This is a genomic window from Streptomyces sp. AC627_RSS907, from assembly GCF_019049165.1.
In genome coordinates this window covers 34194-47960 of the sequence record NZ_JAGMUE010000008.1, presented here as the reverse complement: position 1 = coordinate 47960, position 13767 = coordinate 34194, and the positions used below count along the sequence as shown (strand labels likewise).

At 73.9% G+C, this 13767-nt stretch carries 11 protein-coding genes; 8 read left to right on the top strand and 3 right to left on the bottom strand.

Going from position 1 to position 13767, the window contains the following annotated elements; translation table 11 throughout:
- The first annotated feature begins 42 nt into the window (after positions 1-42).
- On the top strand, positions 43-1617 hold the full coding sequence (locus tag KUM32_RS02160) for an NAD(P)/FAD-dependent oxidoreductase (protein ID WP_217140033.1): 1575 nt from the start codon (positions 43-45) through the stop codon (positions 1615-1617).
- Between the two features lie 82 nt (positions 1618-1699).
- Complete coding sequence (locus KUM32_RS02155) at positions 1700-1891, top strand: DUF2795 domain-containing protein (protein WP_217140032.1); 192 nt, start codon at positions 1700-1702, stop codon at positions 1889-1891.
- A 23-nt stretch (positions 1892-1914) separates the two neighbouring features.
- Here KUM32_RS02155 and KUM32_RS02150 read toward each other — a convergent pair whose 3' ends face one another.
- Positions 1915-3690 carry a serine hydrolase domain-containing protein gene (locus KUM32_RS02150; RefSeq protein ID WP_217140031.1) on the bottom strand — a complete coding sequence of 592 codons (1776 nt, stop codon included), beginning with the start codon at positions 3688-3690 and terminating at the stop codon, positions 1915-1917.
- 276 nt (positions 3691-3966) lie between these two features.
- On the opposite strand from KUM32_RS02150, the gene KUM32_RS02145 reads away from it, so the two are divergent.
- The 5 genes from KUM32_RS02145 (at position 3967) to KUM32_RS02125 (ending at position 8587) form a co-directional block, all read left to right on the top strand.
- Positions 3967-5466 (top strand): acyl-CoA synthetase, encoded by a 1500-nt coding sequence (locus tag KUM32_RS02145; protein ID WP_217140030.1) that lies wholly within the window; start codon positions 3967-3969, stop codon positions 5464-5466.
- Between the two features lie 135 nt (positions 5467-5601).
- Positions 5602-5844 (top strand): DUF397 domain-containing protein, encoded by a 243-nt coding sequence (locus tag KUM32_RS02140; RefSeq protein ID WP_217140029.1) that lies wholly within the window; start codon positions 5602-5604, stop codon positions 5842-5844.
- Positions 5845-6018: 174 nt separating this feature from the next.
- Positions 6019-6924 carry a universal stress protein gene (locus tag KUM32_RS02135; protein ID WP_217140028.1) on the top strand — a complete coding sequence of 302 codons (906 nt, stop codon included), beginning with the start codon at positions 6019-6021 and terminating at the stop codon, positions 6922-6924.
- A gap of 504 nt (positions 6925-7428) precedes the next feature.
- On the top strand, positions 7429-8031 hold the full coding sequence (locus tag KUM32_RS02130; protein WP_217140027.1) for an ABATE domain-containing protein: 603 nt from the start codon (positions 7429-7431) through the stop codon (positions 8029-8031).
- 58 nt (positions 8032-8089) lie between these two features.
- Entirely contained in the window at positions 8090-8587 is a 498-nt protein-coding gene (locus KUM32_RS02125; protein WP_217140026.1) for a hypothetical protein, read from the top strand.
- 4 nt (positions 8588-8591) lie between these two features.
- Here the strand turns inward: KUM32_RS02125 and KUM32_RS02120 are convergent, their stop codons facing one another.
- Entirely contained in the window at positions 8592-10511 is a 1920-nt protein-coding gene (locus tag KUM32_RS02120) for an N-acetylmuramoyl-L-alanine amidase (RefSeq protein WP_308408567.1), read from the bottom strand.
- A 291-nt stretch (positions 10512-10802) separates the two neighbouring features.
- On the bottom strand, positions 10803-11945 hold the full coding sequence (locus KUM32_RS02115) for an aminoglycoside phosphotransferase family protein (RefSeq protein WP_217140024.1): 1143 nt from the start codon (positions 11943-11945) through the stop codon (positions 10803-10805).
- Between the two features lie 279 nt (positions 11946-12224).
- Between KUM32_RS02115 and KUM32_RS02110 the strand changes: the two genes are divergently transcribed.
- Positions 12225-13727, top strand: a complete 1503-nt coding sequence (locus KUM32_RS02110) for a hypothetical protein (RefSeq protein ID WP_217140023.1) — start codon at positions 12225-12227, stop codon at positions 13725-13727.
- Positions 13728-13767: the final 40 nt, after the last annotated feature.

The following is a 13767-nucleotide window of genomic DNA, read 5'->3' as shown; positions in this document are numbered from 1 at the left end:
AGTGGGCTGGCCGCCCCGGATCACGTCGTGCTACCAAGAGCCATGACCCCGCCCACCGCGCCCGCACCCCGCAGGTACGACGCCGTCGTGGTCGGCGGCGGCCACAACGGCCTGGTCGCCGCCGCCTACCTGGCCCGCGCCGGCCGCTCGGTGCTGGTGCTGGAACGGCTGGACCACACCGGGGGCGCGGCCGTGTCCACCCGACCGTTCACCGGCGTCGACGCGCGGCTGTCGCGGTACTCGTACCTGGTCAGTCTCTTGCCGAAGAAGATCGTGCGGGACCTGGACCTGGACTTCCGGGTGCGCGGGCGCACCGTCTCCTCGTACACGCCCGTCGAACGGGACGGCCGGCCCACCGGTCTTCTCGTCGGCGGGGGCGAGCGGCGTACCCGGGAGTCGTTCGCCCGGCTCACCGGCTCGCAGCGGGAGTACGCGGCCTGGCAGCGGTTCTACGGCATGACCGGCCATGTCGCCCGGCGGGTCTTCCCGACCCTCACCGAACCGTTGCCCACCCGGGAGGAGCTGCGCCGCCGGATCGACGACGAGGCGGCCTGGCGGGCCCTGTTCGAGGAGCCGATCGGTGGCACGATCGAGGAGCACTTCGCGGACGACCTGGTACGGGGTGTGGTCCTCACCGACGCGCTGATCGGCACCTTCGCCGACGCCCACGACCCCTCCCTGACCCAGAACCGCTGCTTCCTGTACCACGTGATCGGCGGTGGCACCGGCGCGTGGGACGTGCCGGTCGGCGGCATGGGCGCCCTCACCGACGCCCTGGCCGGCGCGGCACGCGCGGCGGGAGCCGTGCTCGCCACCGGGCACGAGGCGGTACGGATCGAGACGGACGGGCGAGCGGCCGAGGTCACCTACCGTTCGGCCGACGGCGAGGGCGTCGCCGCCGCGCGACACGTCCTGGTGAACGCCTCCCCGCAGGAACTGGCGGCGCTGACCGGTGCTCCACCGCCCCCGCCCGCCGAGGGCGCCCAGCTCAAGGTCAACATGCTGCTGACGCGGTTGCCGGCGCTGCGCGACCCCGCCGCCGACCCGCGGGAGGCCTTCGCCGGAACCTTCCACATCGCGGAGGGCTACGAGCAGCTCGCCACCGCGTACGCCCGGGCGGCGGCCGGCGAACCGCCCGCCGCCCCGCCCTGCGAGATCTACTGCCACTCGCTGGCCGACCCCACGATCCTCGGCCCGGACCTCGCACACCGGGGAACGCACACGCTCACCCTGTTCGGCCTGCACACGCCCGCCCGCCTCTTCGCCGGGGACAACGACGCGGTCCGTGAGGAACTGCTCAGGTCCACCCTCGCCCAGCTCGACGCCCACCTGGCCGAGCCCCTCGCGGACTGCCTGGCGACCGACGCCGAAGGACGGCCCTGCGTCGAGGCCAGGTCACCGCTCGACCTGGAACGCGATCTGCGCCTGCCCGGCGGCAACATCTTCCACCGGGCACTGTCCTGGCCCCACGCCCAGGAAGGCACCGGCCGCTGGGGCGTGGAGACCGGACGGGCGAACGTACTGCTGTGCGGGGCGGGCGCGGTGCGTGGCGGAGGGGTGAGCGGAATCCCGGGGCACAACGCGGCGATGGCGGTACTGGAACAGACGGAGCGCTGACGGACGCATGCGTCGTACGGGGCTGGGTACCGCGACATAACGGATATTCCGTATACGCGACCAGTACGGCAAGGAGCCTGTCATGGCGGAACTCAGCCCCATCGACCTGCAGAAGGCGCTCAGCGGCATGGACTACCCGGCGGACAAGAAGTCGCTCGTCGAGTGCGCCCGCAAGAACAAGGCCGACGACAAGGTCGTGAGCCGTCTCGACGGTCTCAAGGAGAACAGCTTCGACGGGCCCAACGAAGTGCAGAAGGCCGTCTTCAAGGGCTAGCGGCGCACCAGGCGCCCACCCCTCTAGTCGGCCGACGCCGTCCACCCCACCGCCTCGATCCGTGCCGCGTCCGCTGGCCGGGCGTCGTGGAACAGGACGCCGTCGGCCGACTCGGCGCGCACCCCGTCCACGTAGACCCCGCGGCCCACGTACAGCCGGTCGGTGGTGTACCGCCAGCGCAGCGTGAGCCCGTGGGCGGCCGGGAGGTCCGCCGTCAGCCGGTGCCAGACCCGGCCCGACCAGCCGGTGGCCGAACCCGCCGGGTGGTCCCGCGGTGCCTCGCCGTGGCGCGTGGTCGTGAACGGGACGGGCCGCCAGGTGGCGCCGCCGTCGGTCGTGGCCTCCAGGACGACCGCGTCCGCCCCGGGCTCGGTGTCCCACCACAGCGCGCAGCCCAGCCGCGCCCCGCCGGCGGACGTGTCCAGCGCGGGAAGGGTGAGCGTCGCCGTCGCCGACCCCGCCGTTCCGGAGAACCACGCGGTACGCCCGTGCGCGGGGCGGACCGCGACGGCCCGCGCCATGCTGGTCCCGGCCGCCACCCGGGGCGCCGAACCGGAGCGCCAGGCGCGCACCGGGTGGACGGAGTTGCCCAGGACGACGAGGAACGAGTCGGTCGTCGGGTCGAGCACCAGCGAGGTACCCGTGAAGCCGGTGTGCCCGGCCGTGCGCGGGGTGGCCATGGCGCCCATGTACCAGTGCTGGTACAGCTCGAAGCCGAGGCCGTGCTCGTCGCCGGGGAAGTCGGTGTTGAAGTCGGTGAACATCAGCTCCACCGACTCCGGCCGCAGGATGCGCGCCCGGCCGTAGGAACCGCCGTTGAGCAGCGTACGGCCGAGCACCGCCAGGTCCCAGGCGCAGGAGAACACCCCCGCGTGGCCCGCGACACCGCCGAGGCTGAAGGCGTTCTCGTCGTGCACCTCGCCCCACACCAGGCCGCGGTCGAGGCCGGACCAGGGCTTGCGCGCGTCCTCCGTGGCGGCGATCCGTGGCCTCCAGGAGGCGGGCGGGTTGTAGCGGGTGCGGTCGAGACCGAGCGGGGCGGTGATCTCGTCGCGCAGCAGGACGTCCAGGGTGCGACCGGTGACCTTCTCCAGCACCAGCTGGAGCGAGATCATGTTGAGGTCCGAGTAGAGGTACGCGGTGCCGGGCGGGCTGACCGGCGCCTCGTCGAAGAGGAGCCGCACCTTCTCCTCGTGGGTCGGCGCGCTGTACAGCGGGACCCACGCCCGGAACCCCGAGGTGTGCGTCAGCAGGTGACGGACGGTCATGCCCTGCTTGCCCGCACGGCCGAAGCCGGGCAGGTACGCGGCGACCGGCGCCGCCAGCTCCAGCGCGCCCCGCTCCAGCTGCTGCACGGCGAGGATCGAGGTGAACAGCTTGGAGATCGACGCGAGGTCGAAGACGGTGTCCTCGGCCATGGGTATCTGCTCCGCGGCAGGGAACTCGACGCCGGTGTCGGTCTCCTCGTCGTAGGCCCGGTAGCGCACCGCCATGCCGATCGGTTCGTGCAGCGCCACCGTGCCGCCCCGGCCGGCGAGCAGCACGGCACCGGCGTACCACGGGTGCCTGGGGGAGGGGCCGAGGAACGCCTCGGCGTCGGTGACGAGTTGCCGCAGGTGTCCGGGGAGCAGTCCGGCGCGCTCGGCGGATCCACGCCGCAGAGTCGGGCGGCGGCCCCCGTCCGCGACGGCCTCGGCGGGGCCGGCCGCGAACGGGGCGATGGCCAGGGCGCCGCCCAGGGCCAGGGCGCCGGCGCCGAGTCGCCGCCGAGTGAATCCGCTCGTCACCTGTCCGGCCATCGAAGGGTCTCCCGCCACCGAAGCTGAAAGTATCTTTCCCGGATCGCCGTGCGGAGTGAAACTTTCCTGTCAGCGACGGGGCGTGTCAATGGGTCGCGCGGTGGCCGTCGTGCGCGCGGTCGCGCCGTGACGGCCGCACGGGGGCGGTGGCCGCTCCCGCCGCCCGCCGCCGACGGCCGACTCGCGCGGCCCCACGGCGCGCGGTCCCGGCTCCGCCCGCCACGACCCGCGCGCACGTGCCTTGACCCACCCCGCCGACCGGCCGAGGATCAGGTCATGACGCCCGGACACGGCAGCACGGTCGACGGGATGCTGCGGCGCAGCGCCCGACGTACGCCGACGCGCGTCGCGGTGGAGTACCGCGACCGCTCCTGGACGTACGGGGAGCTCGACACCGCCGTCTCCCGCGCCGCGAGCGTCCTGCTGGAGCGGGGACTGACCCCGGGAGACCGGGTCGGCGCCTACGGGCACAACTCCGACGCCTACCTGATCGCCTTCCTGGCCTGCGCCCGCGCGGGCCTGGTGCACGTCCCGGTCAACCAGAACCTGACCGGCGACGACCTGGCCTACGTCGTCGGCCAGTCCGGCAGCAGGCTGGTCCTCACCGACCCCGGCCTCGCCGCACGGCTCCCCGGCGACGTCCGCGCGCTGGCCCTGCGCGACACCGGCGACTCGCTCCTCGCCCTGCTGGCCACGGCGCCCGCGTACGACGGCCCCGAGCCGGGCGGCGAGAACCTGGTGCAGCTGCTCTACACCTCGGGCACCACCGCACAGCCCAAGGGCGCGATGATGACCCACCGGGCGCTGGTGCACGAGTACCTGAGCGCCATCACCGCCCTGGACCTCGGCGCGGGCGACCGCCCCGTGCACGCGCTCCCGCTCTACCACTCGGCGCAGATGCACGTCTTCCTGCTGCCCTACCTCGCGATCGGCGCGACGAACACCGTCCTCGACGCACCCGACGGCGACCGGCTCCTCGACCTGATCGAAGCCGGCCGGGTGGACAGCCTGTTCGCCCCGCCCACGGTGTGGATCGCCCTCGCGAACCGCGCCGACTTCGCCACCCGCGACCTCGGAGGCCTGCGCAAGGCCTACTACGGCGCGTCGGTCATGCCGGTGCCCGTCCTGGATCGGCTGCGCGCACGCCTCCTGCACCTGGCCTTCTACAACTGCTTCGGACAGAGCGAGATCGGCCCCCTCGCCACCGTCCTGGGCCCGGACGAGCACGAGGGCCGGATGGACTCCTGCGGCCGGCCCGTCCTCTTCGTCGAGGCCCGGGTGGTCGACGAGAACGGCGAGGACGCGCCCGACGGCACCCCCGGCGAGGTCGTCTACCGCTCACCGCAGCTGTGCGAGGGCTACTGGGACAAGCCCGAGGAGACGGAAGCGGCCTTCCGCGACGGCTGGTTCCACTCCGGCGACCTCGCCGTGCGGGACGCGGGCGGCTACTTCACGATCGTCGACCGGGTCAAGGACGTCATCAACTCCGGTGGCGTACTGGTCGCCTCCCGCCAGGTGGAGGACGCCCTCTACACCCACGAGGCCGTCGCCGAGGCCGCCGTCGTCGGCCTGCCCGACGAGCGGTGGATCGAGTCCGTCACGGCGGTCGTCGTCCCGCGGACGGGGGTCACCGAGGACGAACTGATCGCCCACGTCCGCGAGAAGCTCACCGCGTTCAAGGCACCGAAACGGGTCCTGTTCGTGGACACGCTGCCCCGCAACGCCAGCGGGAAGATCCTCAAGCGGGAGCTGCGGGACCGGTTCACCGCCCCGTGACCCCGCACCTGCGGTGCGGACACCGCGGCGGGCGGTCAGGATCACAGCCATGCCGACCTTCACCACGTGGCCTGTCGGCGGTCGGGCCGGATCGCTAGGCTGGCCCGCGGACGACGAATCGGGAGGAGCACGGACGTGGCCGAGAGCACCACCCACCAGCGCACACTCAGGGGCTGGGACAAGCCGGAGCTGGATCTCAGCAACGCGCAGTGGCAGTCCAGCAGCCGGGGCCTGGGGGATGTCCAGATCGCCTTTGTCGAGGGGTTCATCGCGATGCGGAACAGCGGCAGCCCGCACAGCCCCTCCCTGATCTTCACCCCCGCGGAGTGGGGCGCGTTCGTGTCGGGAGCGCGGGAAGGGGAGTTCGACCTCACGTGAACCACCGGCCGGGGAGATGACCGGACCGGGGCGTGCTCGGCCGGTCCGTCCGGCCGAACCGGGGGTGTTCCGCCCGTTTTTCCGGACACGCGACCATGAGCGCCCCCGAGGGGCCGACGCCTGAGCGACGCTGACGCCAGGACGGGAAAGGTCGTACACCGGAGTGAGGAACCCATGAGCACCAGCCTGCCGGTCGTCGCGGCGGTCGACGGTTCGGACGACAGCCTGCGCGCCCTGGACTGGGCCCTCGACGCCGCCCACCGGCGCGAGGCTCCGCTGCGGGTGGTGCACGTGCGCCAGTACGCCCCCTGGGCGCAGGCCGACGTCCTGGTGGCGGGCCCGCCGGACACGGGTGAGGACCCGGTGCTCGAACAGGCCCGCGCCCACCTCCAGGGGCGGTCCTTCGCGGTGGCGACGGAGTTCGTCGCCATGGAGGGCGTGCCGGGCGCCGTGCTGCCGCAACTGGGCGCCGACGCCCAGGCGCTGGTGCTCGGCTCCCGGGGCCGCGGCGGCTTCGCCAGCCTGCTGCTCGGCTCCAACGGCCTCGCCGCCGCCCGCGACGCCGAGTGCCCCGTCGTCGTGGTGCCGCGCCCCGGGCGTGAGGTCCACGGCGCGGAGCAGGCCGGACCCGGACCCCGGGTGGTGGTCGGCCTGCACGTGGACAGCCCCGACGACGCCACGCTGGACTTCGCCTTCACCGAGGCCGAGCTGCGCGGCGCCCGCCTGCAGGTGGTCGCCGCCTACCCGTGGCCGGTGCAGACCTGGGCCGCCGCGGGCCAGATGATGCCCCTGGTGATCGACGAGGTCTCCGTGGAGAGCGAGACCCGGGTCCTCGCCGACGGTTTCCTCGCCCCCCACCGGGGCCGCCACCCCGGAGTCCGGGCCGAGCCGTACGTCGTGCCCGGCGACGCCGCCGGACACCTGGTCGCGGCCTCGCGGGACGCCGAACTGGTCGTCGTCGGCCGCCACCGCCGCCGCCTCCTGGCCCCCGCCCGCATGATGGGCTCCGTCACGCACGCCGTCCTGATGCACGCGGCGGCCCCGGTCGCGGTGGTCCCGCCGGCACCGCCGGAGGAGTGAGGCGGTCGCGTGCGGGGCGGTTCCGCCGGGGGACACCCGGGGCGGCGGCCGCACACCCCCGCGTCGGCGGGACGGCCCGCGCGTTGCCCCCGCGTCGGCCACCACGGGACACTGCCGCCGTCCGCCGGCCCTCGCCGGGACGACGGGCTCCGTCACGCCGTCCTGACGCACGCGGCGGCTCCGGTCGTGGTGGTATCGCCGGCCCGGTCGCGTCGGCGGGACGGCCCGCGCGTCGCTCCCGGAGGCGGGCACCGGCCGGCGGGACGCCGCCGCCGTCCGCCGGCCCGCCCGGACGACGGGCTCGGTCCCGTACGCCGGCCCCGTTCGTAGGTGCCGCCGAGGGGCGTCCCCGGGCGGGTGGCGCACGGCGGGGCTCCGGCGACGGGCGGGCCCGGAGCCGCCCAGGCCCGCGTTCGTCGTGTCCGCCGGCGGTCCCGCGGGCGGGCGGCCGAGGCGTGGCGCACCGGGCCTCCGACGGAATCCGGCGTGCCTATCATCGGGCCCATGCAGGACTCGCCCAGCAGGGACACCCGGATCGCCCTCGACCTCGTGCTGACCGTCCGGCACGACGGGCACGGCGAGGTCGTCGACGACCTGATCGATCTCCCGCGGCTCGACGCCTGGGTCCGGGCCCGGCCCGACACCGTGCCGGACGCCGCGCGTTTCACCGCCGACGAACCGGTCCTGACCGCCGTCCGCGAGGTGCGGGCCGCCGCCCGCGCCCTCTTCGCGCGGGCCGTACGCCCCGGCGAACCGAGTCCCGCCGACGCCGCCCGTCTGCTGCCCGTCCCCGAAGCCCTGCGGCGCCTGAACGCGGCAGCCGCGCGCACCCCCACCGTCCCCGTCCTGTACTGGGCCGGCACCGGCGGACCCGTCGCACGCACCGAGCCCGCGCAGGGCGGCCGGTCCGACCTCGCGGCGCTCCTGGCACAGGCCGTGATCGCCTTCCTGACCGGCCCCGACCGTCAGCGGCTGCGCGCCTGCCACGCACCGCGCTGCGTGCGGTACTTCCTCAAGGAACACCCCCGCCAGGAGTGGTGCAAGCCGTCCTGCGGCAACCGGGCCCGGGTGGCCCGCCACCACGAACGGCACAAGCGGACCGCGTAGCCCGGCCGGGCAGCCGCCCGCACGCCGTTCGGGCGGTCCGGCCACGTACCATGGCGGCATGTCGTTCCTCCGCCGCCGCAGCGCAACGCCCGCCGGGCCCGACTTCGACGTACTGGCCATGGACCCGGGCGACTGGCCCGGGAACCTGGGCGCCGGGCTGCTGCCCGCGCCCGACGGCAGCTGTCAGGGCGTCTTCCTGCGTTACGACCTGTTCGGCGGCCGCGGCCCCGCGATGATCATCGGCAACCTGCCGACGGGCTCCCCGGCCCGCGAGGTCCCCGAGGGAGAGATCCCGTTCGAGGTGGGCCAGCTGCTGCTCGCCCTGGAGAACGACGAGGAGGTCACGGTCGTCGGCGCCGAGGACGTGCCGGTGATGCAGGGCGACAACCTGCTGATCGTGCGCCGCCTCAAGCTCTCGGAGAGCCGGATCTCCTGCGTGCAGTTCGACCGCAGCGACGGCGTCCTGGTGACCATCGCCGCCTGGGACCGTCCCATCACCGACGACCTGTACGCCCTGCTGAAGCCGCTCCCGGCGGAGCTCTTCCAGCAGGGCTGACCGGCTACCCCGCCGTGGTCGTGAGTGTGACGTCGGCGGCGCGCACATACGCCACCCGGTGGCCGTACTGGATCTCGTAGTACAGGTCCTCACCGACCACCACCCGGTGGGAGGCCTCGTCGAAGGTGACCGCGTAGTAGTACTCGCCCGGCACCTTCTCACCGACGACGTACTTCTGCCCCTCGCGCAGGGTGTACGGCAGCGGTGACACGGCCTGGGCGGGCACGCCCGCCGGATAGGCGGCCTTCTCCGGGTACGCGCGCCCGTACACCGGGACGCTCTCCAGACCCTTCCGCGGTGTGACCACCCGGCCCGAGGCGGGCACCGCCGCCGGGTGCTTGTCCGGGTTGTGGAACCAGGCCTTCTGCCCCAGGTACCAGATGGCCGTCCAGTCGCCCCACCGGTCGGCCACCGCGTACTGCTGGCCCGTGGAGGCCCGGGACGACAGGTCGTTCACCCCGGTCGTCGGGGCGGTGCCCAGGCCGATGTCCCTGATCAGCGGCGCCTTCACATCGTGGTCGGAGTACAGCCGCACCTCGCTGGAGCCGTGCGCCGCGCAGGGCTCGCCCGCCGTCTCGCAGCCGGTGTACTCCGGGCGGTTGGCGGCGTAGTCGGGGCGGATCGTCACCAGGCCGGACTCCTTGCCGGCGGTCGGCTCGAAGGGGCGGCCGAGCAGCTGGAAGTAGTGCCGCCAGTCCCAGTAGGGGCCGGGATCGGTGTGCATGCCCGGGATCGTGGCGGTGCTCGTGCCGGGGACGTTGTCGTGGCCGAGGATGTGCTGCCGGTCCAGCGGGACGTCGTACTTCTCGGCCAGGTACTTCACCAGCCGCGCCGACGAACGGTACATCGCCTCCGTGTACCAGGCGTCCGGCTCCGCCAGGAAACCCTCGTGCTCCAGACCGATGGACGTCGAGTTGACGTACCAGTTGCCCGCGTGCCAGGCCACGTCCTTCGCCTTCACGTGCTGGGCGATGTGGCCGTCGGTGGAGCGGAGGGTGTAGTTCCAGGAGACGTAGGCCGGGTCCTGCACCATCTTGAGGACCCCGTTCCAGGTGCCCTCCGTGTCGTGCACGACGATGTACCGGATGCGCTGCGATGCGGGCCGGTTCCCCAGGTCGTGGTTGCCGTAGTCGCCGTCCCCGAACTCCTTGTACGGCGCCGGGACCCACTCGCACGACACCGACGCCGGGCACTCGGTACCGTCCGCCCTGGCGGCGCGCAGCCCGGTGCGGCCCAGCTGCGCGGTGTCGGGCGCCACGTCGGGGCGGGCGGTCAGCGCGACCCGCTGTCCGGCGTCCGTGGTCCGCCGCTGGCCGGTGCGGATCACCGCGTACACGTCGTTCGCGTACGCCGCCGCCGTCGCGGAGTCCTCCGCGCCCGAGAAGCGGGCCACCGCCCCGTACCAGTCCGCCGGGTCCGCGCTGAGCGGCTCGCCCGCGGCCCGCTGGGCGGCGGCGAGCAGCGCGGCGCCGCCGGCCACGTTCGCGGCCGGATCGGTGCGCAGCACCGCGGGGCTCAGCCCCGTCAGCTCCGCCGCCTTCGGCAGCGTGGTCAGCCGGGCCGGCAGGTCGGTGGGCCGCACGGTCGCGGCCGCCGGGCGCAGCGGGGCGCGGGCGTCGTCGCCGCGCGGATCCTCGGCGCCCGCGCCGTGGTGGGACGCCCCGGCCAGCGCCGTGCGGGCGTCGGTGAGGTGCATCGGGCCGTAACCGCCGGTCACGCTCGGCGCACCGCCGTGCGCGTCCCAGCGTGACTGGAGGTAAGAGACGCCGAGCAGGACGCTCTGCGGCACGTGGTACTCGGCCGCCGCGGCGGCGAACGCCCGCTGGAGGCGGTCCGGGGCGGGCGGTGCGGCGGACGGTCCGGCGGCGGACGGCGCCGCACCGAGCAGCGGCAGCAGCAGTGCCGCCGTGGCCAGCGCGGGCACGGTGGGGGATCCTCGCAAAGCGGCCTCCTGTGACGGTCGGGCGTGGCGGGACGTGCGGGGCCGAGCGTGCGTCAGTGGTACCCGGCGGTCCGACGATCCGTCAATCATGCCGTCACTCCTGCGATTCACCTCGTCAGTGAGGGGTCGGGCGAGTTTCGTGGCGGCGGCTCACGGACCGGCGCGGCGTCGGTGGTGTACACCAATGGCCCCCCACCCCCTCCCGGACACACGAAAGTCCGCGGTGCCCCTGGAGGGTGCACCGCGGACCGTCGTCCTGTCCGTCCGTGTCCGTCAGCGCGTGCCGACCGCCGCGCGCACGGCCCGCCGGGCCATCTGGCAGTCGTCGTGCAACCGCCGCAGCAGCAGCCGCTGCTCCTCGCCGGACGGCGCGGCACCCGGGTGGGCCGCCGTCGGCGCGGCCGGGACCGATTCATGCATCGAACGCTGCACGGCCGTCTCGTACATATGGATCTCCCGGGTCAGCACGAGCATCAGGTTCACCAGGAACGCGTCGCGCGCGGCCGGTCCCTCCGACTGGGCGAGCTGGCTGATCTGGCGGCGCGCCACCGGGGCCTCACCGAGAACCGCCCACAGGGTCGCCAGGTCGTATCCGGGCAGATACCAGCCCGCGTGCTCCCAGTCCACCAGGACCGGACCGGCCGGTGACATCAGGATGTTGGACAGCAGCGCGTCACCGTGGCAGAACTGGCCCATGCCGTGGCGCCCGGCCGTCTGGGCGAGGCCGTGCAGCAGCTTCTGCAGGTCGCCCAGGTCACGGTCGGTGAGCAGTCCCAGCTCGTGGTACCGGGAGATCCGGGCGGCGTAGTTCAGCGGGGCGTCGAAGGTGCCGGCCGGTGGGCGCCAGGCGTTGAGCCGGCAGATCGCGCCGAGCGCGGCCCTGATGTCCGCCCGGGGCGGAGCCTCCAGCGGGTGCCGCTGCAGCGCCGCCACCCGTCCCGGCATCCGCTCGATCACCAGCGTGCAGTTGTCCGGATCCGCTGCGATCAGCCTCGGCACCCGCACTGGCGGGCGGTGCCGGACGAACGAGCGGTATGCCCCTATCTCGTGCCGGATCCGCTCCGCCCACGCGGGGGAGTGGTCCAGTAAGCACTTGGCGACCGCCGTGCTGCGCCCGGTCGTACCGACCAGGAGCACGGACCGCCCGTTGCGGCGCAGCACCTGCACCGGAGCGAACTCCGGGCAGATCCGGTGCACGGAGGTGATCGCCGTGCGCAGTTGCGCGCCCTGAGGGCCGGACAGGTCGATCCGTCCGCTGAGGGGTTGGGTGCCGGGTCCCGCGCCGCGCCGCGCCCTGCCCGCCCCGAGCACCGGGGCCGCCGGGCGCGCGGGGGCGAGGTAGGGGCCGCCGCCCGTCGCCGGGCGGGGGTGAAGCGAACGCTGCGGAGCGGACACGGGGGACGATGCTGCGTACATGGGCGAGACAGATCCCTTCGTGTGCCTGCTGTGCCTGCCTGAAGAGCGGTGCCCGTCCAACGGGGCACGCCTTCCGAAAGCCGTCGCGCCACCCGCCCGGTCGCCCGGGCCACCCTGGGGAGTGACCCCGCGGCAACCAGGTCGGGATGGCGCTTTCCTACCTGACACCCGTCCGCCCGTGGCACACCATCTGGCGCACCCTGGCGAACGGTGGCGAATAGTCGCCCGGCAACCCGCACGGGGCTACTGTCAACTCAGCCGAGAACCTGGGGGCTTGACGTGAGCAGAGAACCCAACACTCGCCTCGCGGACCTGTTCGGCCTGGCCGGCTGGTCCAAGGGCGAGCTCGCGAGGCTGGTCAACCGGCAGGCGGCGGCCCTGGGCCACCCCCAGCTGGCGACCGACACCTCGCGGGTACGGCGGTGGATCGACATGGGAGAGATCCCGCGCGATCCGGTGCCGAGGGTGCTGGCGGTTCTGTTCACCGAGCGTCTCGGCCGTGTCGTGACCATCGAGGACCTCGGTCTGGTCAGGCACGGGCGTGCGGGGAAACGGCCACGCGGCGGGAGCGAGGAACATCCCGACGGAGTGCCGTGGGCGCCCGAGCGGACCGCGGCGGTCCTCACCGAATTCACGGGAATGGACCTCATGCTCAACCGACGCGGCTTGGTGGGCGCGGGCGCCGCGCTCGCCGCGGGCTCCGCACTCAGCAGCGCCATGTACGACTGGTTGCATACCGACCCGGCCCTGGCTGCCGACGCTCCCGACCTCCGCCAACCCCTGCACGCCGACCCCGCCGGGTTCGACCGCTACGAGGCCGCCCCCATCGGGTCGGAGGAAGTGGACGAACTGGAGCGCTCGGTCGAGGTGTTCCGCGCGTGGGACGCCGCCCGTGGCGGCGGTCTCCAGCGCAAGGCCGTGGTGGGCCAGCTCAACGAGGTGGGCGGCATGCTCGCCTACCACCACCCACCCCATCTCCAGCGGCGCCTGTGGGGCGTCGCCGCCAACCTCGCCGTCCTCGCGGGTTGGATGTCGCACGACGTCGGCCTGGAACCCACGGCCCAGAAGTACTTCGTCATCGCCGCCCATGCCGCGCGCGAGGGCGGCGACCGGCCCCGGGCGGGCGAGGCGCTCTCCCGGGCGGCCCGCCAGATGGTCCACCTCGGCCGTCCCGACGAGGCCCTGGACCTGATGAAGCTCGCCACGTCCGGGTCCGGTGACGAGGTGCTGCCGCGGACAAGGGCCATGCTCTGCACCATCGAGGCCTGGGCGCAGGCCTCCATGGGCAAGGGCCAGGCGATGCGCCGCACCCTGGGCCGCGCCGAGGACCTGTTCGTCTCCGACAAGGCGGACGTGCCGCCGCCGGACTGGATGCAGACCTTCAAGGAGGAGGACCTGTACGGCATGCAGGCCCTGGCCTACCGGACACTCGCCGAGTTCGAGCCGGGGGCCGCCGCGCACGCGCAGCACTACGCGGAGAAGGCACTCGCCCTGCGGATCGACGGCCGTCAGCGGTCGAAGATCTTCGACTACCTGTCGATGGCCTCCGCCTGCTTCATCGCCGACGACCCCGAGCAGGCGGACCGGTACGCGCGGCTGGCCCTGGTGTCCATGGGGTCCAACTCCTCCCAGCGCACCTGGGACCGGCTGCGTCAGATGTACCGGCTCACCGCCCAGTACGCCGGCTACCCGAAGATCCAGGAGCTGCGGGAAGAGATCGAACTGGCGCTGCCCGGGGACAAGTCGCCCCGGGGCAGGGGAAGGGGCGGCGCCCCGGCGTAGGCGCGTCGCCTCGCTCGATGTCAGGGCCCTCCCCGACGAC